This window comes from Leptospira tipperaryensis, from assembly GCF_001729245.1.
In the GTDB taxonomy this organism is placed as follows: domain Bacteria; phylum Spirochaetota; class Leptospiria; order Leptospirales; family Leptospiraceae; genus Leptospira; species Leptospira tipperaryensis.
Genome location: NZ_CP015217.1, coordinates 1,740,211 through 1,766,360 on the forward strand (window position 1 = coordinate 1,740,211; position 26,150 = coordinate 1,766,360).

The 26,150-nt window shown below is 43.8% G+C and carries 15 protein-coding genes and 3 pseudogenes; 11 read left to right on the plus strand and 7 right to left on the minus strand.

Going from position 1 to position 26,150, the window contains the following annotated elements; all coding sequences use genetic code 11:
* Positions 1-53 precede the first annotated feature (53 nt).
* A complete protein-coding gene (locus tag A0128_RS08260) occupies positions 54-1,592 on the minus strand; it encodes an RCC1 domain-containing protein (RefSeq protein ID WP_069607069.1) in 1,539 nt (512 codons plus the stop codon).
* 197 nt (positions 1,593-1,789) lie between these two features.
* On the opposite strand from A0128_RS08260, the gene A0128_RS08265 reads away from it, so the two are divergent.
* Together A0128_RS08265 and lsa20 are read left to right on the plus strand one after the other, a co-directional pair.
* A complete protein-coding gene (locus A0128_RS08265) occupies positions 1,790-3,265 on the plus strand; it encodes an NADase-type glycan-binding domain-containing protein (protein ID WP_069607070.1) in 1,476 nt (491 codons plus the stop codon).
* Positions 3,262-3,867, plus strand: a complete 606-nt coding sequence (gene lsa20, locus A0128_RS08270; RefSeq protein ID WP_069607071.1) for an LIC11469 family lipoprotein adhesin Lsa20 — start codon at positions 3,262-3,264, stop codon at positions 3,865-3,867. The genes A0128_RS08265 and lsa20 overlap by 4 nt, the downstream gene beginning before the upstream one ends.
* Before the next feature lie 72 nt (positions 3,868-3,939).
* Here lsa20 and A0128_RS08275 read toward each other — a convergent pair whose 3' ends face one another.
* From A0128_RS08275 to A0128_RS08300, 6 genes are all read right to left on the minus strand, one after another.
* Positions 3,940-4,665, minus strand: a complete 726-nt coding sequence (locus tag A0128_RS08275) for an MORN repeat-containing protein (RefSeq protein WP_069607072.1) — start codon at positions 4,663-4,665, stop codon at positions 3,940-3,942.
* 44 nt (positions 4,666-4,709) lie between these two features.
* Positions 4,710-6,419 carry a glycosyl hydrolase family 67 gene (locus A0128_RS08280; RefSeq protein WP_069607073.1) on the minus strand — a complete coding sequence of 570 codons (1,710 nt, stop codon included), beginning with the start codon at positions 6,417-6,419 and terminating at the stop codon, positions 4,710-4,712.
* The gene (locus A0128_RS08285; protein WP_069607074.1) at positions 6,420-7,289 is read right to left on the minus strand and encodes a DMT family transporter; all 870 of its coding nucleotides are present in this window, start codon (positions 7,287-7,289) and stop codon (positions 6,420-6,422) included.
* Positions 7,290-7,446: 157 nt separating this feature from the next.
* Positions 7,447-8,529 (minus strand): fatty acid desaturase, encoded by a 1,083-nt coding sequence (locus A0128_RS08290; protein ID WP_069607075.1) that lies wholly within the window; start codon positions 8,527-8,529, stop codon positions 7,447-7,449.
* A 439-nt stretch (positions 8,530-8,968) separates the two neighbouring features.
* On the minus strand, positions 8,969-10,021 hold the full coding sequence (locus A0128_RS08295; protein ID WP_245667217.1) for a helix-turn-helix domain-containing protein: 1,053 nt from the start codon (positions 10,019-10,021) through the stop codon (positions 8,969-8,971).
* 181 nt (positions 10,022-10,202) lie between these two features.
* Positions 10,203-10,478, minus strand: a complete 276-nt coding sequence (locus tag A0128_RS08300) for an RNA-binding regulator (protein WP_002152104.1) — start codon at positions 10,476-10,478, stop codon at positions 10,203-10,205.
* Positions 10,479-10,525: 47 nt separating this feature from the next.
* On the opposite strand from A0128_RS08300, the pseudogene A0128_RS22470 reads away from it, so the two are divergent.
* The 9 genes and pseudogenes from A0128_RS22470 (at position 10,526) to A0128_RS08345 (ending at position 25,838) form a co-directional block, all read left to right on the plus strand.
* Positions 10,526-10,746, plus strand: a pseudogene (locus tag A0128_RS22470) (hypothetical protein).
* Positions 10,747-11,142: 396 nt separating this feature from the next.
* Positions 11,143-14,688: a hypothetical protein gene (locus A0128_RS08305; protein WP_156781802.1), complete on the plus strand. Its 3,546-nt coding sequence runs from the start codon at positions 11,143-11,145 to the stop codon at positions 14,686-14,688.
* A 319-nt stretch (positions 14,689-15,007) separates the two neighbouring features.
* The gene (locus A0128_RS08315; protein WP_069607077.1) at positions 15,008-18,364 is read left to right on the plus strand and encodes an Ig-like domain-containing domain; all 3,357 of its coding nucleotides are present in this window, start codon (positions 15,008-15,010) and stop codon (positions 18,362-18,364) included.
* Between the two features lie 305 nt (positions 18,365-18,669).
* Positions 18,670-19,363, plus strand: a pseudogene (locus tag A0128_RS22535) (7TM diverse intracellular signaling domain-containing protein); the annotation flags it as partial.
* Between the two features lie 137 nt (positions 19,364-19,500).
* Positions 19,501-20,262: pseudogene (locus A0128_RS22540) on the plus strand (BTAD domain-containing putative transcriptional regulator); the annotation flags it as partial.
* A gap of 221 nt (positions 20,263-20,483) precedes the next feature.
* Positions 20,484-21,497: a hypothetical protein gene (locus A0128_RS08325; RefSeq protein WP_069607079.1), complete on the plus strand. Its 1,014-nt coding sequence runs from the start codon at positions 20,484-20,486 to the stop codon at positions 21,495-21,497.
* Positions 21,498-21,543: 46 nt separating this feature from the next.
* Positions 21,544-22,551 carry a putative solute-binding protein gene (locus A0128_RS08330; protein WP_069607080.1) on the plus strand — a complete coding sequence of 336 codons (1,008 nt, stop codon included), beginning with the start codon at positions 21,544-21,546 and terminating at the stop codon, positions 22,549-22,551.
* A gap of 11 nt (positions 22,552-22,562) precedes the next feature.
* Positions 22,563-24,536, plus strand: a complete 1,974-nt coding sequence (locus tag A0128_RS08335; protein ID WP_069607081.1) for a TRAP transporter large permease subunit — start codon at positions 22,563-22,565, stop codon at positions 24,534-24,536.
* A 450-nt stretch (positions 24,537-24,986) separates the two neighbouring features.
* Positions 24,987-25,838, plus strand: a complete 852-nt coding sequence (locus tag A0128_RS08345) for a HipA family kinase (protein ID WP_069607083.1) — start codon at positions 24,987-24,989, stop codon at positions 25,836-25,838.
* The last annotated feature ends 312 nt before the right edge of the window (positions 25,839-26,150 follow it).

Here is a 26,150-nt window from a genome sequence, read left to right on the forward strand (position 1 = left end):
ACGAATGAAAGTGTTCGAATTACGTTCTTAAAATACATTCTAAAAATGAAATATTAGGGAAGGTTGATGGAGACAGGAGTCGCCGCGCCCCAGTTTGTCTGAAGATCGGGTCTTCCCAGAGAACCTTTGAAATTCCAACCCCAACCATAAACGGAGCCGTCCCCTAAAAGAGCAAAGTTATGAGTGGCTCCGCATCCAAAATGAACAAGACCTTTGATTCCGATAACGGCGCTACCGGGCGCGTAAACCTTGGACGTAGTAGTTTCTCCGATTCCAAGATTGGCGGTGGTCCCGTTGGCTCCCCAGCCCTTTACGGTTCCGTCGTTTAACACCGCGAAACTCTGGGTTCCTCCCGCCCAAACGGATACTGCATTTTGAATATTCAAAACTTCTGTTGGAGTTGCGGTGGGTCCGGGAGATCCGCTTCCTCCGATTCCCACTTGTCCGCTTGCGTTCAAACCCCAAGCAAACACCTTTCCATCCGATCGAACCGCGAGAATATGATCTCTTCCGTTTGCGATCTGTTTGATTTTACTGAGACTTGCGACTTTGATAGGGGTGGATTGAATCGCGGTCGCGGTATCGATCACTCCGTTTCCAAGATTTCCGAATTGATTTCTACCCCAGACATAAACGTCCCCGTTTGCTGTAAGCGCCGCAGAATGTTGAGAACCGGCGATCACTTGAATTACATTGGTCAAGCCGACGACCGGAACCGGGTTCGAAGAGATGGTGGTCGCGCTCATCCCTGTGGCTCCGTTTCCTAACTGGCCCACGTTGTTTAAACCGAAGGAAACTACGGTGCCATCCGATTTCAAAACGAGTGCGTGATCAAAACCGTAGGCGCCCATGACCGCGTCGTTGATACCGGGAACTTCCGAGGGCGGCAATCTGGTTCCCGCCGCAGAAGGAGTCGCGGGATCGGTATTGTTGCTTCCGATTCCTAACTGACCGTTTGCGTTGGTTCCCCAGGTGAAGACCTTTCCGTTTTTTTGAATCGCCATCGAACTGTTCTGAGCAAAGTGAATGCTCGAAATATCTGTGATCGAATTTAACTTTGTGATACTATCGTTGATCCCGTCTCCGGTCGATGTTCCGGTTCCTAACTGCCCAAAGTTATTTCTTCCGACCGTATATACGTTTCCGTTTTTTAAGAATCCGGAATGGGCCGCACCCGCAGTGAGTTTTGTCCCAAAGTAAACACGAATTTCTTTTTGTAGGATCTCCCCGTTTGGACGTTTCCAGCGAAACTGAATCGTATTTTCTCCGTTTGTGGGTTTGAAAGCGGGGACGTTGATCCTGTTCTTCCCATCCGAATTTACGGATTCAGCGTTGATAGAAACGATTTTCTCTCCGTTTCTAAGAACTTCTAAAGTTCCGCTTTCCTTTGTGGAAACGGAAGTCTCCAATTGATAAACGGAAACGATATCTCCGTCCTTTGGGGAAACGATTTCTAAGTCTCCGGAACTTGCCGACGCGTTGGCCGGGCCCAGGGCGAGGCCTAAGAATGCCAGAGAACTCGGATCGGATGATTTTTCCCCACAACTGAGAATCCAGAGAAGGCTCAAAAGGAAGAGTAATTTGGATTTCATGATTTCCTCTTTATAGATTGATATCGAGAATGAATCTCAATATCAATCTAGCCATTCAAGGGAAACCACATCTAACGTCAAGGGTTTCTTTCAAGAGGGAAAAGGGGAGAATCGTTTTTGACTCTGGATTCCTTTGCGTTTGACAGGCGCAAGAAGATCCCTAAACTCGTGAAAATTCTTTCCTGGAGAATTCTTAGATGAATCGTAAAACCGGTATTCTTATCCAAATCCTTCTTTTGGTATTCAGTCTTTGGAGTTGTAAAAAAGAACTGAGCGTTTCGATGGCGACTTCGACTTCGTTAAGCGACAAACTCGCGTTCGCTGCGTTAGGCGGCGGTTCCTGGAAGCCGGAAGCGGGCGCAGAATTTGTAAAGATGCATTTTTATCCCGACGAAGGCTTTCAATTGAAAAAAGTGGAAGTCGATTCTTGTAAGGGAGAATTCAGCGACGCTGTGACGGCTTACATCAACTTTGACGAGCTCAGCGCATCCGCAACGTTAAGCGGAACCAAGGCGATCGTCTCCTTTGAAAAACCCGTCTTCTCCAGATCGGTGACGATCAACTTTCGAAAGAACAAGGATCTCTGTATCGGAGAGATTCGTTTTTATGACGAAAGAGACAAACCATTCTCCCTGAAACTTCCTAAGATCGTGGAAGGTTCGGCGAAAGCCTCCGAAACCGCAAACCCCGTTTTATCCTATGACGTGATGAATCTTTTTGATTCTCGTTACGAGTATGCCTGGGCCTCGGATAAAAAGGGAAAGGGGGTAACTCTCGATTTTAAATTCAACGAACCTCAGAAAATCAATACGATCAAGATCTGGAACGGTTATCAAAGATCGGATCAACACTGTTATTCCAACGGAAGATTGAAGACTGCAACTCTCACGGGGGACAACGGTTACGTTCAAAAGATTCAAGTTCAGGATATCCTCGGTCCTCAAGAAATCTCTCTGGAAAAAACCTTCGAAGGTTCTTCTCTTCGTCTGACAGTGGATGATATCTACGCAGGAAAGATGTACAAAGGATTGGTGCTCAGCGAGATCCGATTCGGAAAGGATAAAAACTGGATTCTTATCAATCCGATTTCAAGATCTCAGAGTATCGCCGAGCAGAATCATCTTCAATTTACTCCTCCGGATTTGGATACGATTCTAAATCACGGACTCAGAGGAACCGATGTTTCTACTCTTCCGGAAGAAATTCAAAGTACGGAAACCGTCGCTGAAGCGGAACCCGCAGCCGCCACGGAAGAAACCAACGGAGTAAGAATCGAATCCAACTGGTCTTTGAGGATGCGTTCCGACGGTTCCTTTTTTATGGAAGGAAATACACAGGATCAGAAAAGCGACGACATGGGTTATGTAAACAAGACGAGTAAGTTTTACGCGATCGGTAACTACGAAGTCAAGGAATCATCTGCGGATTCTTTGAAGTTGAGGGTCTTTGGGTATATGCGAAAATACTCATCTTCTTTTGAGGAAAAATACGGAGATATGGACTGCAACGGTTGTGGAAGAGACTGCAATATGGCGGAAACCGATCCGGATAAAAAGGAAATCATCTTTCAGGATTTTATCACGATCAAAAAGATCAACGGAAATATCTACGTTCAGAACACGAGTCCGAGTCGTAAACTCGACTTCAAAACCTTGGAGATGGCTCTGGAGTGAAGTCGTTTCAAATTTTCATCGGGATCTTTTTTTCTCTCCTTCTCATCTTAGAATGTAAAAAAGAATCTTCTAATTCCGATTCTGAAAAATTGGTGCCGGCAGAAAGTGACCCGAATCGTCAGATCCAAGTTTCGGTTCTCTGGGAGAAAAAAGAATTTCCATTCGAGATGGAGCTCTTCGAAGGAGCTTCTCAAAGGCCCGTGGATCTTTGGGCTACGGGCACGGTGAAAAGTCTTTCAGAGGCTCCGGTTTCTTCACCGATCGACGGGAACAATCTCTTTCTCAGGCCGGGTTCGAAAAAGAAATTTGTCTTGGTGGTACGGAATACGAGCGATCGAGACTTTTACTTTTTTGCGGCCCCACACTCGATGGAACCCGCTGAAAGTTCTCTGGGTTTTAAGTTCAAATGTCTTTGTATCAACCACGCGTTCTACATTCCTCCGAAAGAAACCTGGTATCGGGTCGTTGAACTCAGAACCGGCGCCGAAGCCTTGGGAAAAGAATTAAGAATTACTCATACACTCGTCGGAATGGACGAAAACAGGATTCAACTCTATCAAAAAAGGATGGGATCCGGGACATCTTCCTCGAACGAGGATTAAAATTTTGTTAAACGAAGTGGGAAAATCGGTCTTCAAACGGACTTTACAGCCCGTTTTTCATAAAATAGGAAATCAATTTTTTCCGTAAGGGGATTCTGCTCCGCGTCCGCCGCCGCAGAGGACGATCTTATTTTGGATTCTGCAGTTTTGTTTGGATCCGTCAAAGGAAGAACTCATCGTTCCTTCCGCGGAGTTTCTTTCGTCTTGAAAGTCGCCTTCATAAACGCTTGTGTCCGGGAATCGAACCTTTCCCGGTCCCATCATGGAACCCGCTTGGAAAGTGCCTTCTAAAAGAGCCCCGTTTCTAAAGATATAAGTGCCTTTTCCTTCTTTCTGATCGTCTTTAAAACTTCCGTCAAATCTGTCTCCGTTGGCGTATTTGATTCTTCCGGAACCGTTTCTGAGATCGTTCTGAAAGGAACCTCTGTATTCATCCCCGTTATCGTAGACATAAGTTCCTGTTCCGGAGCTGCAATTTCCCTCGATACAACCTTTCGTCGGTTTTGCATCCGGGTCCACGTTGGCGGAACGATTGGAAGCCGAAGAATTTGTTTCTTCTTCTTGATTGTTCTGTGCTTCGTCTTCGGCGTAAGCGGATCTGCCGGCGCCGCTTGCGGATTCGTTCGGTGGGGGCTTCTTATCTCCCGAGGAACACTGAGTGAAAAGAATCAAAAATACCAATGCACTAAGAAGCGTAGTTAACTTAGAATTTTTTAAAGAGACAAAACGAGTCTCAAAAGCTCTAAAGAGAATCATAATTTTCGAATACTGAATGGAAGCGTTTCTACCGGAGTTCATAGTCAAAATATTATTAAGTAACCCGAAATCTGTCAAACCGATTTCTATTTCAAGAGTTCCGAGACGGGCATCGCTTGCTGATTGATAAACGAAGGAAGTTTTGAACGTATCTTTTGATATAAGAATAAATAGAAATGTCTCATTGAAGGAGAAAAAAGAATTCGATCTAGGATTCTCGTGTCTTTCTGTCTTCGAATAAATAATTTCAGTAAAAGTTTAGACATAAATCCAGGAATTTTTCTGCGGGAAAGAATTCTAAATTTATACGCGTTCGGATAATTTTCCGCGTAGATCTTTGCAAGATGAATCGTCTCCTCTAAAAGGTAGTTCTGTCTTTCCGGATCGGGAAGATAGAGAAGTTCCCGACAAAAAGCAAAGAGCTGAAACGTATCGTATTGAAAACGAAAATCATACGAGAGAGAAATTCGTTTTGCGATCCTTCCCATTTCCTTTAAACTTTCAATCGATTCGTATCCCTTTTTTACAGAAAGCTCTTTGTCTTTGCAAAAAGAATCATAGAGAATTCTAAAATGATCGCTGATCGTAACCCGATCCCAGGTGATATGGAGCAGGGGTGGAATCCTGACTCTGTGAATATAGAGTTGTTGATCCGCAAATTCGGGATCATAGAGAAGATTCAAGATGACACGATCGGAAAGCCGTAAGAATCGAATCAACTCTGTGAGATTTTTCTTTCCGTAAAACTTACGAAGACTCTTTTTTACACTCCAATCTTTTTTGAAAAGACCGAGACATACGAACGTATTGAGTTCGTTCCAATAGGAAGTATTCTTTAAAAACGTAATATTCTGAAAAGAGGACCAACCCCCGGTTTGACACCAAACGCTGAATCCCACAAGGTTTTTTGCTTTTTTTAGTTCTTCTTTGTAGGACGCGTATTGCCAGCCGACAAAGGAAGGAAATTCTCCAAAACCCTCGTATTCCCTTCTTGCTTGGAATTCCACGAGTTTGGGTCTTTCGTCCTGAAAGAAAAGAGGATTGAGTTTCAGATATCGAAAAAAATCTCCTTCTCCATATTTCATAGAAATGATCAAATTTTCCGTTGGAATGTTTTGAAAAACCTTTTCGTAGGTTTTCGGATTCCAGATCAGATCTCCGATCGGATACGCGCCAATCGTCCAAGTTCTAAATATTAGAGTTTTAGAATGTTTTTTGAATACGGGTAGAATTTCTTTCAGAAGTCGATTGGCGTCTTCCGGAGTTTTTAAAAAAAGTTTGCTTCTGAAGTCGCCTTTGACGTCGACTCCGTCCGATTCTCCGATCCTTAAAATGATTCCGTCTATGTTTTCAAATTCGGAAAAAAGGTTTTCAAGAACCAGACGAAAAAAAGAAACAACTCGATCAAATTCTCCTTTCGTTTCTTTTTCAATATAAGAATTGGAAAAAAGAAAGTCACTCGTAAGAAAGACCTTCATCCCATTCTTCTTCGCCGTCTTAAAAAGTTTGCGATATGATTTTTGATAGGATTGAATTTTGGAACGAAGGTTGTCCGGATAAAAGGAAAGATCCGTAAGAAAGGAAAGTTCGTCGATGGAAACCGCGTTGTATCCCATCTTACTCACTCTTTTTACGTAAGAATCAAAATTCTCCCGTATTCTTTTGTGAGTTTTTTTTCTGAACTCTTGATTTTTTTCCAAAAGTCCGATCGGAGCCTTGGACCAGTTCTGCGATCTGCCGGGCGCCTTTACAAAAAAGGGCGCGCTGGAATCGATAAGAGCCAGATCCAAGTTCATCTAAGGACCGTCCTTTTTAAAACGAATCGTTTCTAAGGTTCCCGCGATTAAAATCAAAACACCTCCCGTGATTTCTCGATAACCCGGAATGTCGCCTAAGATGATCCAGGCGAGAAGAATGGAATACACGGGTTGAATACTCGAAAGAATCCCGGCGGTCTTTAGTTTTAATTGAAACATGGATTTCACGTAGAGCGTATGAGCGAAGGCCGTGAAAAAAAATCCGAGCAAAACCATAAGACCTAAAGAATGAAAGCTCGTTGGAATCGGATCCCAGTAACAAACGGGAGCGAGAAAGAACCCAGCGGTAAGGGATTGTAAAAACATCACCTGCGCGCTTCCGTGATGGGAAAGAAATTTTTTTGTGATCAGATTTCGATACGAAAACGTAAACGCGGAAAGAAGTCCGGAGAGAATTCCTAAAAACAAATCGTTCCCGGGTTTCAATTCGGGGATGAGAATTCCCACTCCCAAAAGAACCAGAAGCGCCAGGAGAAGATCCGTCTTTCTGGGACGAGTCGCAAAGTAGATCGGCTCTAAAAAGACTGTGATGACCGGATGTGTAAACAATGTGAGAACCGCGATCGCGGGCGAGGCGAGTCTCGCGGAAGCAAAAAAAGTGATCCAGTGAACCGCCAAAAGAATTCCACTTCCGAGAGAGGCCAGATTCTCAGTCTTGGAGGTAAAGAAGACGGGTTTGCCCCTCCATTTCAAAAAGAGATAGAGGCCTGCGCTTGCAAAGACCGTTCGGCTGAACGTAATCATCCAGACGCTTTCGTCGATCAACTTTGCAAAGAGAATGTTTCCGCTGATGAGAAGCATCGCGAATTGAAATTCGAGGAACGTTTTTGTTTTGGATTCGGAGGACATGGTGCGGACTCTTCAACCAAAAGACGAGAAAGCTTTCTCCTGGAAAACAAAATAGATTTTTTTAGAACGAAAGAAAATCGAAAAAGAGAAGAAACTGTTTTGAATTTGTAAAACTGACTTTCCCGCTTTTGGATAAAAACGGGAAAGCCCGGTTGTGTTAGGCGACTTGAGATTCGGTCGGATAGTAACGATTGGCGCGGAGCATACTTTCAAAATCGTTAAAACGAATTCCGTAACGTTTCATCGCTGGATGAACAAAAGGAGCCACCATCTGCCGGAGATAGAAGGGTTGGTTTACGACGAAGTGATGGATTCCGTGAGTGCTTCCGAAATTAAAACAAAAAAGATGAAGAGGGGCCAAGAACCAAACGTTCAAGACTTGAGTCTGTTGATTGATATTCTTTACGTCTCCGTAGTAGTGCATATTGGAGGAAACGATTTGAATGCTCGATTGACGGATCCAATTGGGAATCATATAAACGACCGCCGCGACGTTGAGAAAGGAACGAGCCGATTCTAAAAGTTCAGGAAAGGGAAGAGAAAACGGAGAACCTAAGAATTGATTTCCAAAATGGAGAAGATTGAGTCCGAGAAAGTTGTACCAGAGAGTGTAGTAGACGACGAGCCAAGGCCAACTTTCTCTTACGATTTCCTTTCTTTTAAACTTGGGTGCGTCCCTGACGAGCTTTCTAAAATTAAGAATCGCTGAAATGTTTCCGTCGATCATCGCAAAAAAACGGAACCAACCGGCCTTCATGCCGTTGCCGATCAGTCTTTCTTCGATATCGTCTTTGTTTCCGGAAACCTTGTGATGTAAGGTATGAATCATTCTTCGATACCAGGGGCTGATCGTATTTCCACGAAAGATCCATACGGTCCAAAAAAGAAGGTTCTGCATTCTTTCGTTGTCTTTGAAGTAGAGGTTGTGGATCGTATCGTGTTCGATTTCGTGTAAGAGTGAAGCAAAGATCGCATTTGCGACTATAGCCGTCCAAGCCGGAATTACGTTCGCGACGTAAAGTCCCGCGGTGAAAATCATCATCGCAGCCGAGCCGAAAGTGATCGATGCTCCCAAAAAATCCTGGTGTTTGAGAATCGAAAATTTTTTTCTTAGATTTCGATCTCGAAATCGGATCCAACGCATAATCTTAATATTCTTTTCGCGTAGTTCGAGGGTTTCCCATTTTTTTGGTTTTCTTTTTGGAAGAATTTCATTTTTCGCAATTGTCAGAGTGTTCATCTGGACCTCTTTTTCGTTTGAAAGTTGGATTGATCTTACTCCCGTTTCCTAAATCAGTCGTCCCATTCTATCGATTCGGTCGGTGGACAAAGTCAGAATCGATAAATTGCCCCTTTGTAAGTCGGTCCATTTTTGGAGTTTTGAAAGAGAATGCTGTGAAGTTTGCTTTTTATAGGAGTTCCTACGAAGAACCGAGGACAGAATTCTACTTGCGAAAATTAGGATTCTGTGATAGAGGAGAGTTGGCCCGGGGTTTTCCCGCCTCCGCTCCCCTCCACCCAAGTTCAGGGCGGGGCGCGCGAGTTTCACGGAGGATTGTCGTTGTTCCGACAAATTGCCCTTGCGATACAATTTCTTTGAAGGAAGAATTTAGGCAGATTACAAAAGATTTTTTCTTCTCTCCGAATTCTAAGATTCAAATGTCTTCGATTTTTAAAATTCAGCTTTGGTTTTCTTGCAGGGACTTCGAACGGAACTCACTCGGCGTGACTCCGGTATGTTTTTGAAACGCTCGATTGAACGAGGACTTGGTTCGAAATCCTACGGAATAGGCGATATCCAAAATACTCTGTGCAGGTTCCGTTTTGAGAAGGTTACAAGCTTCGGAGACTCGGAAGTCGTTCACGAAGACTGAAAAATTTTTACCCAATTCTTGATTTAAGAATTCGGAAACCTGATGTGTGGAAAGCGCGAGTTCGTCGGCGAGATCGCCGAGTCCGAGGTCTTCTTCCCGATACAAACGATCCCTCTCCATCAACTGAAGTAAGTTTTCTCTTAAGACATCGCGATCGATTCCAACAAGAAGAGAACGTGCATACTTTTCTCTCGTTGCTTGTGTGACTTCTTGGAGTTTCTGAAAAAAACCGGGATTTCTATGACCGATCAGATACGCCGCGCAAAGAGCGAATCCCATTCCTCCGGTCGTCAAAATCAGAAAGTCTGGAATCTTTGTTATAAAGAAGCATGCTCCGAGTATAAGATGCAAAAGGGAGGTTACAACGAGGAAGCTGAGAATCCTCGCGGTGGGTTCCGATTTCCAAATCTCCCATCTCCAGAGATCCTTGGAACTTTTCAAAACGAGAGAAACATAAAATCCGATTCCAAAAACGGCGGGAAGTAAAATCCAATCGAGAGGGCTGGGAAAGATTCTCTCTACAAAAGCTCTAAAGAGAATCGAGTGAATGTCTTGATAGAAAAAGAAAATTCCGAAGTAGATGAGAATTCCCAAACTGGGAAGAATGCTGTGAAGCGCACCTTTGATCTTAGAAGACGGAAAGGATTCTCCCGTACTCACTTTGTAAATCCCGTATAAGATCGGACCCACGGAGTAGAGCGCGGGGATATGGAGAAGAATCAGCCAAGAAAAAGAAACATCTTGCGTGGAAAGAATCGAGATCGAACTTCCTTGCAAAATGGACATTCCTAGGAAAAGAATTCCCAATAAATAATTGAGTCGATTTTTATGAAGTAGAACTATCTGTCCCAAAAACATCAGACAACCGAGAGAGGTTCCGAAGATTCCCATCCAATAAAATATAGAATGAACAGTTTTGGGGAGAAAATGAACAGACTGCAGGAAGGGGAAGCCAAACTCGGACACAATAGCGAAAGCTAAAGGGTTGAGTGACTTCTGTCAAGGGAGAAACGCGAGAGCTTCTCCCCCTTGAAAAAGATCAATATCTAGATCGAGATTTTTCTGGAAAAGGTTTCTTAGGAAGGGCTTCGTTGACTTTGATTTCTCTTCCACGGATCTGAGTTCCGTTTAAGCCGTCAATCGCCGCATTTCCTTCGTCTTTGTTCGCCATTTCCACGAAAGCCAGTCCCCGGGATTTGCCGGAAAGTTTATCAGTGATGATGCGTACAGAGGTTACTTCTCCAAAAGATTCAAAAGCTTTTCGGAGATCGTCTTCGGTTGCCTGATAGGCGAGGTTGCCTATGTAAATGTTCATGAGAAAGGGTCCTTACAAAAAATTACTGGCTTTTAAATCTGAATAGGATACTAGGTGAGACCAATCAATCAGCGGGGTTCGAGAGAGAGATGACCTTTCCTGGTTGCTTACATAGTTCAAAAGTTCTCAACTGACCCGGGAAAAGGCAGCTAAAAATTCCAGTCGCGCTCACAGTAGTCATAGTCAAAAAAATGTCAAGAAAATCTCACATTTTATGTTCGGAACTATGAAAAATCAAATTCAGAATGATTCTTTTTTTCAATTTTAAGAATGAAATCGGTCCTATGTCTCTCATACGCGAGTATTTACTCTCGTTTTTTCTAAACTTTTTACAAAGAATTTCGATTTCAAAATTCTAAAATTTTTTCTCCCGAGTTCGATTCCATTCTTTCCATCGATCTTTGTTTTTTTAGAAATAAAAGATAGGGGCTTTTATATCAGAAAAATGGAATCTCTTTTTATACATTCAGATTTTTGTGAAAAACTCTCCGGATTCTAACTCGAATGTATAAAAATATCGGTCGTTATATTTAAAAGAATCCGAGTAGAACTGATTTCCCTTTTCCATTTTTTTTTCAATTCTTTCGGAATATAAGCCTGAAATAAGAGAACTGTATCCGATCTCCGTATTCTTTCCCATGCGATTTGAAATGGAGATTTGAAAATGAAACTCTTGTCTTGGAAATACACGGCAGTCCTTTGGATCGTTTGTGGACTTCTTTCCTGCAAATCAGAGGATAAGAAATTTGATGCGCTTTCCTTTTATGACAACATAGCCGACGACGGGGGATTGAAACTTTTCAATCTTCTTAACGAATATCCTTCTCTAAAAGCCGGGTTTCAGAGTCTCCAGCCGGAACAGTTCAACGTTAGGCTGGACAGTTCTATGAGAAAACCCGCTCGTCAGGATATCACCGGTTTTTTAAGAGTTTCTTCGGACATGCTTTTGAAGCCGGAAGCTCGCGTCAGAGAATCCCTTCTCAAAGCAAATACTCTCATTCATCGTCTGAAAGACGCTCCTTCCGGCGCCTTCGAAGGAATCATTCCTTGGTTGGAAAGAATTCGCAGATATCCCGGTCAAGTCGTCCGCAATCTTTCTCCGATCAGTCAGAAGGCTCTGATCTATCTCTATAACACGTTTAACACGGGTGATACAGAAACCAAATACAAGGAACTCGCTTCGGCGCTCGCCGATCCGGATATGATCGAATTGTTTCAGGATTTGGAAACGATTCTTCACAAAGCCTTGGTTCAAAATGCAAACGCGAGAAACGGAGTGGAATCGATTCTCAAAGGAATGATCGATCCTACCTTGAGCGCGGACAAGGTTCTCAAAAATCAGATGATCAATCTGATCGCCGAAATCGGAAATACGTTTCAGCAAAGAGCTGGGTTTAGCGATTTCAAATCTTCCGATACGGCTCTAAAAGATCTGATCGTAAATTTAGAAAAATATTATACGATCGGAGGAGCGGTTCACGATTCTCCGGGGATAAACGATTATCGAGATCCGGATTATCCTTCCGATTTCGCGATCGTCCTTACCGAAGTTTTTCGTTATCTGCGACCCATGTTGACCACGGGAGGAGTTTATACAAAAGATCCTAACGTTCTTTTAGGAAAAGAATTGAGTAAGAATCTTTTCAATCTCGGTTTTCTGACTTCGATAGAGGGCGTCGATTTTTCTCTGAAAGAATTGATTCGTATGGATTATCTCGGCAGAGATCGCGCATACGGAGGTTTTGAATATAAGATCTCGGCTCTGGAGCATTTGATGTTTCTCCTAACGCTTGCGGATACTTACGGTTTTCGATGGGAGAATCCTGCGGATACTACGATCATGAGTTTGGAGCCGAGCGCCGGCAACGGCGGTCCGATGACGGGAGGTGTTCTCACCGTTGGAGACAGTATCTACGCTCTGGGTTCCGCGATGACGGGCAACCTCGGTGTCAAAGCATTCTTAAATCAAAGCTCGAACGATCAAGCGGTCTTTCGAAATGGGGACGCAAGTTCTCCCGTACCTTTTACGATGGGAATCAACACTCCTACGTTAGCTCTTCTCGAAGCTCCCGATCCTTCCACCGTTCCATCCGCTAACGATCCGGTATTTACAAAGACCATTCCGTTTATGATGAAGTTGATCGCGAACGTGGTCCTATCCGGAGGTGGTCCATACTATAACAAAAATAGAAAGGATACGAACGGAAATATCTACAGCCTCGACGGAAATCTTTATATGGATTCGTTAGGCAACGATCTGATTTATAAATCTTCTTGGTCCAGTTCCGAGTTTAGAATTAAGGTTTCGGACACGGGTTCCGGCACTTGTACAAACGGTAGTCTTTGTCGTTGGGTCGGTCCGGGAGGAAGAGAGTCTAACGCGAGTTATCTGAACAATCAATTTACTTCCGTGGCTTCCGGCGCCAATGCGAGCGGATCCAAGGGTTGGAGTATTCCCATTTGGGAAATTGAGAAGTCTAGTTCAGAACGAGCTCTGGAAACTGACGAAGAAGTGATCTATAAGAATTTTCAGTGGCTCCTTTCAGAAAAGAGAATGGTCGCCGTGATTCCTCTCCGTGCTTCCTTGGGTCCGGGGGTTCCGTATAAGATGGCAGCCTTTGTTACCGTGATCGCAAACGGACTCAAAGGATTGATGGGCGCAAAACCTCAGTTTCAAGACGGAGGGAGTTGTGCTTCTAAGATCAATGGAAAGTGGAATCAACTCGGTTCTCTCTGGAAACCTGGATGTGCTTCTTCGACACAACCGAATTTTAGAGTCGCTGGAATTCCAGTTCTTGAGGAGAATTTTTCAAGTCTTCCCGGAGATAGTATGTTCTTTTTGGAAGCGTGGGATTACGGAACGAGCGGGAGTAATCCGATTACTTTCAATAGTTTAGGAGATTCTAATGTTTATAATATCTTCTACCCTCCGAGTTCTCAATACGGGGTTTTGCCTCCCGTATTTGCTTTCAATTTTCCCGTTATGGAAAGACTATCCTTTCTTACTCCCGATTCCGTTACGCCGTCTCAAGTAAATACCTATTGGGATCAGAGAAATAAACTTCTTCCTTTGATCGTCTCTCTCGCAAAAGTCCTCACCGATCAGAGCGATTCGCTTAACAATAAAAATCCATTTCAACTCCTGACCGGACTGAGCGCCGCCCTGACTCGTCCGCTTCTTACAAAGACCGTCGATTTAGAAACAAATTCCGGCGGAACTACGATTACGATCGTAAAGACCGCGTTACCGAACGGAAAATTTCGAAATCGACTCGCCGGACCCGACGAATATCTTTTTCGTCAGAGTGATCCGATTACGGAGGAGCCGATTCGAAGTCCGCTCTCAGTGCTGATCGAAAAGGAAAGGGGTTTTCAAGACGGTCTTTTGAATCTTGTCTCCAAGACAAAACTCTTAACCAATCTAGTTCAGATGCTCGCTGAGATGGGAAGACCGAGCAGACAGACTGGAGCCGATTTGTTTTTTGCGGGTCTTGCTTCTCTTTGCGGTGAAATTAAAGTTTCTTCGGAAAACCCCACGCAAGTTCAGTTCAATCTTCAGACATATCTTGAAAGATTAGGAAGCGACTTGGCCGTCTATCCTGATACAAGACCGACTAACGTATATGATCCTCTTTGGGACGATATGGGAGTTGTGGCAGTAAGACTGAGGGATTATCTTTCTCGGGACTCAGTTTATTCATTGATTCCTATGATGGACTTTTCAATGGATCTTGTTTTGGAAGTGACTCCGAGCCAAGAAGAGATCGTATATCTTCTCAATCTTTTGGGTTCTATCTTTCAAAACACTTCCGGTAATAGGGATTTTCTAGTAACCTCTCTTTTGACTTCCGATACTTCCGCGCTCGTTCAAGTCTCGGCGCCCTATGGAAGAAGTATCAACGGAGTTCTGATGGGCCTTTCACTCACGGGAGAATTTTTCAGCTACTTGGAAGCGGATATGAACACGCCGTATACGATTCGTGATATTTTTGACGATTTGGAAAGACTCACGATTTCGGATATGGTGCAGAATCGTTCTGGAAATCGTTCTCTTCTCTATAACGCCGGGATCTTGATGAATCTTTTTGCAGACATTACGGAGAAAGGTCGAAAGCCCTTTCCGGACGGAACTGTATTTTGGGATCGTTTTAATAAGAATGAAGATTCCACAACATACTGGGATAATTTGACCAGTATCTTTACTCGCTAAGTGATTGTATTTACCTCAATCTAAATCTCTAAAAGTTTAACTGCGTAAAGCCGGTCTCCGAAAGGGGCCGGCTTTTTTTTGGGGGAATGGGTTTCTGGCCCTGAATTCGGATTCTGAATGGATTGTTTTGTTGTTCTTGTAAGAGGAGTGGAGGAGTTCCTACTTTTTTCTTAAAAAAACAAACGTTATAAATAATCTTTTTTATTCGAACATTCGAAAAAAAACCAAAATATAAGTACTCCATAAGTATGAAATCGATCCGGTCCGTATTCTTACTCTTGTTTTTAAGAGAAATAGAACGAGACGGACGGAGTTTCAGATGCTAATTCAGAAAAATAAATTCATCGGAATCTTAATCTTTTTGAGTATCCTTTGGGTCAATTGCTCGGACAAAAATAAAGATTCGGGTTTTGATCTTTTGGCGCTTTTCGATTTGGGTGGTACGTCGGGAGGACAAAGCCCAAACGCATCCGTGATCCCCGCATACAACAATGTGGACAATAACGTCGCGACGCTTCCGGCGAACTTCGGACAAACCGGACCACAGGCTCATCTTTTTATCAACTCTTACGAAAACGTAAATCGATACAAGGACTTGGAGATTCAATTTTCAAAACCGATGAACCGAGCTCTTACCGAAGCGAGCATAACGTTGCAAGGAACGACCGGACCTTTGGCGGGCCCTGGAATCGGAGTGGAATTTTACTGGGCAAGCGAACAAAGATTGATCCTCAATCCTTATAGAGAATTGAAACCCGGTGAGAAATATACCCTTTCGATCAATCCGGACGCATTGACCGTTTCGAACAAACCTCTCATTGCTTATTCTCAAGAATTTAAAACGACATTGAATTATTCACTCAACAATTCGATCGTTCAAGGTCCGATGACCCGCGCCCTCAACGGAACCGATGATATCTCCTTGGACACTTCCGCCGACGTTACGATCAATTCAACGTTTCAAAATCCGGTGAGTGGAGAGAATCATATCGATTCCGTATTTCTAAAAAAGAGCGGAAGCGGTTCTTCCATCAAGATTTGTCCGAGCGCGGCGCCGGGTTCGACGTGTTCCATGAATCCGATCAGTCTGAATCTTTCGAGTTCTTCACTTCCTCCTTCGATCGGAGGAAACACATATTATTATGAGATCCAGACCAAGTTTGGGCCGAGTTACAAAAAGTATTTTAGTTTCAATTTCGGAAACTTGACAAATCCGAACAATCTTCTCGCTAACATTTCCAACGGGGTCATGGATGAGGCGCAGATGCTTCCCTTTCTTGGAAAGGTGATTCAAAAATTTACGACGGGCGCGTTTAAGGTGCAGGACATCAATGGAACTCCTCGAACATTTCAAGAATTTTTAATCGGACTTCCGGATCATTCCAAAAAGAAATTTTATGACAACGGTCAATGGAATATCGGAGAAGCTTGTATTCGTCCAGGACAAGCCGGATCCGGCGGAACCAACAAGATCGATGATTTTAAGAATCAAGAATTTATTTCTGTGTTAGGTGCGAAACCCGGCGCGGAAGGAAGAGGATATTGTTGGGTTCCTTCTTCCACTTATCCAACGTATCCGACTTCGATCGTAGGACCTAAGGGCGCTGAAGACCAAGGAGAATGGGCCTTTGATAAATGGCCGAAAGCGGCGGCGCCGTTTAGCAGATACAATGCACCCTTGGAAGATTCTTTAGGGGCCGCGAGTATGACGATGGATGTTTACGTGACGGACATGCGACTTCCATCCTTTGTGAAGAATTCCTCCGGAACTCAATTGGGAAACATCGCCGCGGATCTTAAAGTAAATCCTGGAACTGCAAACACGGCTCCCGGTCTTGGGTTGGATTTGAGTTCACGTTATGTGGAAGTGGATCTTTTTATCGTTTCTCGATATGAGGACTGGTATACGATTTTTATTTCACCGGGCACGCTCATGTATTTTAAGACGACGGCTCGTTTGAACTGGGATCCGAACGTGGACCCAAACTTGAACGGAGGAAACAATGTTCTTCCGAATATTTATCTGACAACTCCTTCTTTAAGAATGGCAAGGGCAAGAAACTCAATCACCGTCGATTCGACCGGGACGGTTTCTATGGCGGTGAGATCTCCATTTGCGGTAACCAATTCTATCTTTCCGAATTTTCCAACCAACGCGGACATCGATTCAGTAACTAATAACTTCTTTGTTTTGCCTTGGTCCAACCCGACCTTTCTTCCTATGGGAATCTATTCCGGCGCGGAGGATACAAAGGATTTTATGTATACGGCTCCTATGGAATACATCGCTTCCAACGAAGGAGGTGTGGACAATATCCTCGTTCCTCTGATCGGAAGGGGAACCGTACAGAACTTGGCCGGAGGAACGGTTCCTTACGTAAAAGGAATCATCACTCAGTATATGTTAAAAGATATCGTTCAAAGGATTGCGCCTAACGTGTTGAATTCGGTTGTGGGAGCTCTGAGGGACGACGGAGTTACGATTCAACTTCCGAGTTATTTGCCGGCGCCTCTGAAGAATTTTCCTCTCACGGTAAAGATGAAGCTGAGAGAGGAAAGTGTGATCAAACACGACGGAACCAACAAGGGACTCGTGAGTAATCTGGATCTTTCGTTTTCCAGCAACTACGTGGATCCGCAGGGAAGGGGACTTAGGACACAAGCGGCGAAATCAGGAATGATTCTTACTCGAAACTCGGCAACTCCCTTTCCTTCGACGTATCAATTTACGCAGAGCAATGCAAACCCGGGGTTTTTACTTTCCCTCCATTCGGATACGATTTCGCAAGCGGCCTTTCATCTCTGGCAAAGAAGGGGCTTGGACATCAATATGAACAAGGCATTTATCGATACGATCAACAGTTATTCCGGAGGCAATCCGCTCTTTCAGTTGACCACGACCTTGCTCAAGGCTTCTCCGATCATAACGATCTTGGCGCCGGGCCGTGAAAAGTTACAAGGTCTGAACGGATCGAATGCCTTGGCTCCTGCGGCAAAACCTTACGACGATATCGAGATGATCATGGAACCCGTTCTAGCTCCGAGCGTAAAATTCAAACCGATGACGGGGCCGGGAATTCCAAAACTGCGTCTGTATTTTACGGAAATGCAGCTCAAGATCGTAGCCAAGAAACCTGCGAGTTGTACGGGACTCACCGGGGCTGAGTTGACCGATTGTGGGAACGATACTCGGCCTAACGGTTATTCTTACACGTTAGGCGCCGTTCGTATCAGTCTTTCCGCGGACGCAGATTTTAAGTTTATCACATTCTCCAATCCGAACAACGATCCTAATTTACAAAACTTGAATGCGCTTCAAGTGGTTCTTTCCACATCGAACTTGGATTACACAGTGGAAGTATTGGAAGGTCAGACATACAATCCTTTCGGATTGGATCCCGACGGAATCTTTAGCGTGATCGAACCGTTGGTAACTTCCCTCGTAGTTCCTCTGATCAACAGTATCTTAAAAGAAGTTCCGCTTCCGCCGCAGATCAATTTTCCGAAACTTCGACATCCGACGAACAACACCGCGTGTGCGATCAACGCGAAAAGTAATGTGATACAATTCTTTACTCTTGCAACGGAGAATACGTCCGATCCGTATATGTTAGGCGGGATGCGATTTGTAGGAGCTGCGGCAAGTGATCCAAGTTCTTTGATCATCTGTCCGTAAAAGATCCCGATCGATAAATCGGGATCTTCGTGAACTTTATCGAAGAGGGATCCTAAGAATGGTTCCCTCTAAATCCAATGCTTGCTCGAATGCAGGAAGTCCTACCTTTATCTACAGAGAGAACAACGTTCATTTTGTTATTAGCTCTCTTAAAAAAACGTAAGTTTCTCTAAAAAACTAATTTCAAAATCAGAATTCTCTGCATTCTAATACAGGCGAAAGAATTTTGGTTGATTAAAAAATCATGAGCATTTATTCACAATTTAACTGAACGGTTGTAAGATAAAAAAGGTATTTGAAAATCAATGAATATAACGCTCTATCAAATCTCGTGCTACTTAGTTGCGACTATACTAGCCTATAGAACCCTCCATAATTTATTCCTCTTTTATAAGAATAGAAAACAAATCTACCTCCTTCATTTCGCATTTCTCCAAGTTGCGTATGGATTTTATCTCTTATTTTTCACGAGAACGATCAATGCGGTCAGCGCACAAGACGCTCTGATCTGGGAACGTTTTGAAAACGCGTGTATTCCGATCTTTGGAATGAGTTTGGTTCTTTTTGTAAATAGTTATCGAAGAATTTTTAGTAAAGACTTTGTATATCTCTACATTCTTCTCAATGTACTTTTATCGGGTGTGATTCTTGTGGATCCGAATTCCTATCATATCGGACTTGCTCACGAACGAAAGTTTCCGGCTCTGGGAATCGTAATCTATGAAACGGATCAACCGCTTTTAGTTCAGTATTTTTATCTTTCCGGAATTCTTATGATCATCTGGACCTTGTTCAAGGTCATCACTCAGTTTCTTCGAAATCTATTTCGGAATCTGTTTCTTTTGATCGGTTTGATCATCTTCTGCACGAACGTTTTGTTGGATATCTTGGTCGCAATGGACTTGCTTCCGATTCCATACACTTCTCATTTTAGTTTTTTGATTCTTATGTTTTCAGTGGATTCTTTTTTAACCCTAAACAAATCGGGAAGAGAGATTCGAGAAGAATTAAAACAAGCCTTGGTTTCTCCGGAAGAATTTGAGTTGAATCCGGATAAGAGGACGACTCATTCAAAGACAAAAGCAGAAAACATTAACACCACTTATGCGAAGATCGGTTCTTCGCAAGGGGAAGGAGATCAGATTTTTATCCGCGCTCTAGGAAGTTTAGAATTGGAGAAGGGCGGAGTTCGAATTCCTCAGACCGAAATTTCCAGTAAGAAGAAGATGCTCAAACTCGTGAAAATTCTTCTGATTCGTTTTGAAAAAGGCATTCATAGAGAAGAACTTTTAGAACTTTTGTGGCCAGGAATGACCGATAAGAACGCGCTCAACAGTCTTCACGCACTTTGTTTTCGTTTGCGGAGAATCATCGGAAATCCGGAGGCCCTTGTTTTTTCGGAGGATCGTCTTTTTTTTAGACAAGATCTTGTTCAGACAGATTTTCAGATGTTCGAGAAACACTACGAAGGCGGGGCCAAAGCGCTTCGAAAAGGCGACACGGAGTTGGCGATTCAAGAATTTCGTTTTGCAAGAGCCTTCTACCGAGGAGATTTTTTCGACTTCGATCTTTACTTTCCGGAATCGGAGATTCGAAGAGAATACATACGTAAAAGTTTGATCGAAATCTTTCGTTTTCTTTGCGAGAAGGACGTGGAAAGAAAAGAGATGGAAGGACTTTTGGAAGATTCTGCGAGTTGGATTCGTTTGGATGATCTGGATGAACGCGCTTGGAGATTCCATTTCGAAGCGCTCTTGCAATTGGATCGTAAAAATGAAGCCCTTCGGAAATACGAAGAGTTTAGAAAATCCCTTCGAAAGGAATTGGGTGTGGACCCGGAATCCGAAACTCTCAGTTTGATTGAAAGAATTCGCTCGGGCGCGGTGAGTCGTGCTTAACGAATTGTAAGTCAGGAATCTTTATCGTTCTCGATGCTTTCCTTTGCGGAAGGGGAAGCATTTCCTGGAAAGATAACGACCGTTCTTCTATCCGGATTCTTCCGGTCAGTTTATAAAGAATGACTCTGAAATAAAACGACCATTCTATAAAAAAATCATGGACGGATCCGACGCCGTGATTAAGTTTCATAAAAATCTCTTAAGCGATAAATGTGTCCCGAATGAAAATTCAAAAGTTAAAATTTGGTTTTTTCTTATTTGTAACGATTGTTACAATAAACGCAGTCTCCTGTTCCTTGGTTTACAATGTCACAGGAAGAACGATTTCTTCTTACGCAGAGGATCATCTGATTCCTTACATGCTTCAATCTAAGGATTTGGATTCGGTTTGTAGCGCCGGAGTCAGCCTGGCCCCGCTGATTGCTTCTTTTGAAAGAGTTAGCAGAAGCCCCGATCTTCCGGTTTTAGTTGCGATGCTCGGCGCCGGAATGTGTGCGGAGAAAAATGCGCAGGAAGCCGAACTCCACTATCTCGCAGCCGTTCGCAAAGGAAAGGGCGACGAAGCGACCGATCACCAAGCCGTGGAAATTCGAAATCACGGTCTCGCCGCGAAACGATACGGAGAAGCGTATCGTAGATTCAATTTATACTTTGGAGAATGGAACGGCAAATGTCCTTCGCTTTCCAAAGACGATCAGTTCTATTATTTAATCGGACTTTCTGCGAGTCTTCTCGCGATTCTTCACGACCGTGCGGCGCAAGGTGTGGGTAACGTTTCCACGGATATTCCTTCAATCGTGTCTAACGCGTCCAAATGTCTGGATCCGGAAGAATGGTGGGGAGTTCCGATTGCGTTGGAAGCTATCATCTGGCTTTCGATTCCTGGCGCGACACCGCCGGGAAAAGATCCCTTCCAACAACTCGATCGTGCCGTCGCGTTAGGCGACAAGGCCGGAGTCAGTCTTTCCCGAGCATTTCAAATCCAAGCTCTGGCCGGAAGAGGAAACCAAGACGCGATCAAGAAGGCGGTAAAAGAACACGCCAAGCTCTTGGAAAAAGGTCAATCCAAACCGGACTATCAACTTTTGGAAGCCTACGCAGAACAACTTTCGAGACACGAGTCCGATAAGATCTGGATCAAGGAGAAGGGACACAGAGGTCCTTTGCTTCTCGGAAGTTTTCCACAAGGAAAACGAGACATGAAAGAAGACGACGATCTTCTGAAGGGTCTTTGATTTTTTACGCCATTCTAATTTGAATTCAATTGAAAGGAGAATATCCATGAAAAGAATCCGTATCTTTTTAATCGCGACTTTAGCTCTTCTGCTAACGTCATCCGTCTTTGCGGCAGATCCGATCAACAAAACGATCTGCGTCTTTGATCCTTCCGGAACACACGGTGATATTTTTAAGTCCGCTCTTCGTTACCAAGCTCAGGCTCTAAACTGGGGAATTCGTTTGGAACCGAAGGCTTATACCGACGAGGTCGTCGCGAATTCGGACTTCAAAGCGGGGAAGTGTAACCTCGCTCTTCTCACGAGTCTTCGTGTTCGCGGTTACGTTCCTCAGTCGGGTTCGCTCGAAGCGATCGGGGCTCTTCCTTCTTACGATCTTCTAAAAAGAACGATCGACGTTTTGTCCAATCCGAAGGCAAGACAACTGAACGTTTCCGGAGAATACGAAACGATGGCGATGTTTCCCGGTGGCGCAGTTTATCTTCTTTTGAGAGATAAGAATCTTCGTTCGATCAAGGACCTCGCCGGTAAAAAGATCGCGACCCTGACCTATGATCAAGCTGCGACTACGATGGTGGACGTCGTCGGTTCTTCCATGGTTCCCGCGGAGATCGCTACGTTCGCTGGAATTTTTAATAACGGACGCGCGGATGCTTGTTATTCTCCGGCGGTAGGTTTTAAACCTTTGGAGCTCATGAAAGGTGTTGTGCCTAACGGAGGAATCGTAAAGTTCCCGATCGGACAACTTACGTTTCAGATCGTCGGAAAGACGGCGGATTTTCCCGCAGACTACGGGAATCAATCCAGACAGTGGGCGGCGACTCAGTTTGAAACGATGCTTGAGTTGACTAGAAAAGCTGAGAAAGAAGTTCCAGCAAAGTATTGGTTGGAAGTTCCGAAAGAAGAAATCAAAGGTTACTTTGAAAAATTCAGAGAGGTTCGTATTAAACTTAGAGATAAGGGTGTATATCACGCATCGATCTTAAAACTGATGAAAGGTGTTCGTTGTAAGGCTGACGCTAACGCGCAAGAATGTTCTGATTCCTTAGAATAAAACAAAAAAACATGGCAAAAAAAATCGTATCTTGGGCAGTACTGCTCTTTCTTTTCGTACCTCTGGTTCAAAGTTTCGGTCAATTGGTCCAAGCTCGAATGCTCGAGCTCGGAGAAACCATCTGGCCGCGTTATGCGGAGATTAGAATCAGTTGTATCGCTTCTGAAATCAATTCCTTGGAAAAAGTCGAAGTAAGCGCTTCCGATTCCGCGCTTTTAGAAGAATTGGATTTGGGCTCCGGAAGCTCCACGAGTTCTCCAAAAAAAGAGAACGTTCCCGCGACGGCGGTGTTGACTCCGTTGGAATTGACTTTCGGACAAAAACTCTATTGTGGAACGGAAAGAAAACTTTCTACGATTACGATTTTTGCAATCGACTACATTCCGATGACGATGGTGATTCTTCTCCTTGTTGCGGGGATCGTATCCACCACGAGGCGTTATCATATCGCTCTGAAAAATCCCGAGAATCGAAAGGAAGAATTAGCTTCGGAGATCAGTCAGATCGTTGCCAATTTGATTTTGGTTCTTTCGGCTTCTTATATGCTTCCGTTTAGCAAGGGTGTGGAGGCCCAGATTCAGATCCTTTGGATCGGAGGATTGCTCTTCCTTACCGCATTGAATGTCAATAATATTCGAAATTCTGAATTTAAACATCTTTCGGAAGGTCAGGCGACGAGTAGGTTTTCCGAAATTCTTCTTGCGATTCCTTTGTATTGCTGGATGGCTCTTATTTGTGGAATTTATTTTACGTTGATCGAACATCATCCTGCGGGTCTTGCTATCTATCTTCAAAAGTTGACGGCTCACGCGACTCTTTATATTCAGATCGGTCTTTACGTCTGGACTGGAATTTTACTCAGAGATACTTCTTTAGGAAGAAGGTTCTTTGATCTTTTGAAACCGTGGAAACTTCCGGCGGAGCTTTTGGCCGTGATCGTAGTGATCGCCGCCGCGCTTCCGACCGCTTATAGCGGGGCTTCCGGAATCGTCGTTTTGGCGTTAGGCGCTACGATCTTTGTGGAACTCAGAAGAGCGGGGGCTTCTCAGGAAAGAGCGTTAGCCGCCACAGCGATGAGCGGAAGTCTGGGAGTTGTGTTGCCTCCTTGTCTTCTTGTGGTCATCGTAGCTTCCTTGAACTTGGACGTTACAACGGACGAGCTTTTTCATTGGGGTTGGAGAGTCTTCGCGGTTTCGACGACTCTCTTTTTAGTGGTGAGTTGGTTTTTGAGAAAGGGTTCTTGGAAAATTGAGCCGGAAACTAACGCTCTTGGAAAAACATGGGCGGTTTTTAAACCGTTTAGCCTTTATATCTTGATCGCCGTGGTAATCGTTTTTGTTCTTGTGTTCGGTTTGAACACTCATTTTGACGAGCACACGGCGCCATACATGCTTCCCATCGCAATGCTCGCATTGATCTTCTGGGATCATAAACAAAGTCAAAAGGAACATCACCCGGCATCGGGAGCAAGAGACGTGATTAAGATTTCAAGAACTTCTTACGATACTGGTTCCCATCTGGGAGCGCTCTTGATGTTGATGGGTCTTTCCGCCTGTATGGGAGGCGTGTTTGAGAGATCGAACGTCATCAATCTTTTTCCGACTCAGTTAGGTTCTCCACTTTCTGCGATGATCATTCTTACTTTTGTTCTTGTGATCATAGGAATGCTCATGGATCCCTACGGCGCGGTGATTTTGGTTTCCGTGACTCTCTATCCGATTGCAAAGGCGAATGGAATTCATCCTCTGAATTTTTGGATGACTGCGCTTGTCTCTTTTGAGTTGGGATATTTGACTCCTCCCGTGGCTCTCAATCATCTTCTTACTAAACACGTAGTCAGGGATTATCTTGAAAAGGAACCGAACCTGCACCACGCGAGCTTCTTTGCCAGATACGAAAGGGTTATCGTTCCGATTATCGTTTTATTTTTGACTTTGATCGTGACTGCGTTTGGTCCGCTCTTATATCAGAGCTGGAATTCTTAAAAAAGAGACTGCATAAACATATTCTAACTTTCTAAAGTGATTTAAGAATCGAACCCGGATTTTCCCAAAAAAAGTCCGGGTTTGTCGTAAAAAAATGCGGTGTGATGAAAAGCTTGATCATTTTTTCTGGTTAGAAAAGATCGAAGAATTCCTATTCAAGTAAACTTTTTTCTTTCCATCAGTCTGTATCTTTTCTAAATGAAATGAATACGCAGAATTTTCCGTGATTGTATCTCTAACGGACTTTAAGTCCGATTTTAATCCTTTTTTGGTAGCGAACAGCGTGATCGGAGAACCGACGACAGTCGAAAGAAATTGGTTAGAACGAATGGGCAGATCGGGCACGGGCGCAAGTCTAAAAAAATAGATTCAATCCCTCGATTGCCTTTCAGAAAACAACAAAATATACAATAAGAATGGAATATGGCCGATTCTGATTTTTAAGAATCTATGAACGAAAAACAAAACAATCCAGAAATCGTTAAAACAATCAAGATATTGAATGTGATTAAATCCGGTTCCACGGTTCCGGTCCACTTAGAAACTTCAAAGGGGGAGATGATCGCCAAGTGGACCCGGACAGCGCAGGGCCCAATCAATAATATCTCCGATTGGATCGGACTGAATCTGGCCCGAGAGTTTGGTTTGGATTCTCCGAAGACGTATATCCTCGAAGTCGGAAAAGAAGCGGCTGCTTCCGTAAGAGAGACTGAGATTCGTGAGATGATTGAAAAAAGCGAGGGGCTCAACTTAGGGATTGAATACTTGGAACGTTATGCGCAGTGCGATTCCGAACAACTCGACCGAATCCCCAAAGAACAAAAGGAACTCTGTTTTCTTTTCGACGTTTTATTTTTAAACTTCGATCGAAGTCTGAGCAATACGAACATCATCGGAAACGGTTCCGCTTATTCCTGGGTCGACTTTGCTTCCCTCATGGAAATCATTTGTCTCGTCACAAAGCAGGCGGAACCTCCTATGAGCGTCTGGGAAAGACTCCGTTATCATCCGTTTTACCAGTTAGAATTACATTCTTCCTCTTTTAAGAAAATTGAAAGTAGCACGATTCGAAAGATTCTTTATCAAATCCCGAATGAGTGGTTGGGGATCTATGATCTTGATGTAGAATTTCTAAAGAATGAGTTGTTTGCAAGAATCGTTTTTTTGGTAGGAAATTCCGAGACTGTTTTTCGAGAACGGATCAAGAAAATTCAGAAAATTGAATATAAGACCAAAGAAGAAATTAAGGAAGAACAAGGGCGAAAAAGAAGAGAGTTTGAAAAGAAGTTCGGAAAGTTTTAAGCTTGCAGACGATTGAATCTAATTTTGTGAGATAGAAACTTTGACCATATCCGCGATCGTCGTTTCTGCGCGCCGGTTTTAGAGAAGAGTGAAGTAAAGAATTCAGATCCTCTTCTGGGGACCATCCGGAGAAAACGAGATTCATGTGTTAGAAAAATCGCAGGTGCCGCTTGCGCTTATGCAGACAAGGAGAATCATTGTTTTAGGAGTTCCTACGCGGGACTTTTTTCTTGCAAAATTAGAATTTTGTGATATAGGAAAGTTTCCGGAATTTTTCCACCACCCACCCCTCCGCCCAAAATTTGGGTGGGG

What these genes read in the sequence shown, in the direction of transcription:
- A0128_RS08305 (WP_156781802.1), top strand. Translation starts at nt 11,143, where the DNA reads ATGAAACTCTTGTCTTGGAAATACACGGCAGTCCTTTGGATCGTTTGT.
- A0128_RS08325 (WP_069607079.1), top strand. Translation starts at nt 20,484, where the DNA reads ATGAAAATTCAAAAGTTAAAATTTGGTTTTTTCTTATTTGTAACGATT.
- A0128_RS08295 (WP_245667217.1), bottom strand. Translation starts at nt 10,021, where the DNA reads ATGTTTTTGGGACAGATAGTTCTACTTCATAAAAATCGACTCAATTAT.
- A0128_RS08260 (WP_069607069.1), bottom strand. Translation starts at nt 1,592, where the DNA reads ATGAAATCCAAATTACTCTTCCTTTTGAGCCTTCTCTGGATTCTCAGT.
- A0128_RS08345 (WP_069607083.1), top strand. Translation starts at nt 24,987, where the DNA reads ATGAACGAAAAACAAAACAATCCAGAAATCGTTAAAACAATCAAGATA.
- A0128_RS08330 (WP_069607080.1), top strand. Translation starts at nt 21,544, where the DNA reads ATGAAAAGAATCCGTATCTTTTTAATCGCGACTTTAGCTCTTCTGCTA.
- A0128_RS08280 (WP_069607073.1), bottom strand. Translation starts at nt 6,419, where the DNA reads ATGAACTTGGATCTGGCTCTTATCGATTCCAGCGCGCCCTTTTTTGTA.
- A0128_RS08275 (WP_069607072.1), bottom strand. Translation starts at nt 4,665, where the DNA reads ATGAACTCCGGTAGAAACGCTTCCATTCAGTATTCGAAAATTATGATT.
- A0128_RS08285 (WP_069607074.1), bottom strand. Translation starts at nt 7,289, where the DNA reads ATGTCCTCCGAATCCAAAACAAAAACGTTCCTCGAATTTCAATTCGCG.
- A0128_RS08335 (WP_069607081.1), top strand. Translation starts at nt 22,563, where the DNA reads ATGGCAAAAAAAATCGTATCTTGGGCAGTACTGCTCTTTCTTTTCGTA.
- A0128_RS08315 (WP_069607077.1), top strand. Translation starts at nt 15,008, where the DNA reads ATGCTAATTCAGAAAAATAAATTCATCGGAATCTTAATCTTTTTGAGT.
- A0128_RS08290 (WP_069607075.1), bottom strand. Translation starts at nt 8,529, where the DNA reads ATGAACACTCTGACAATTGCGAAAAATGAAATTCTTCCAAAAAGAAAA.
- A0128_RS08265 (WP_069607070.1), top strand. Translation starts at nt 1,790, where the DNA reads ATGAATCGTAAAACCGGTATTCTTATCCAAATCCTTCTTTTGGTATTC.
- A0128_RS08300 (WP_002152104.1), bottom strand. Translation starts at nt 10,478, where the DNA reads ATGAACATTTACATAGGCAACCTCGCCTATCAGGCAACCGAAGACGAT.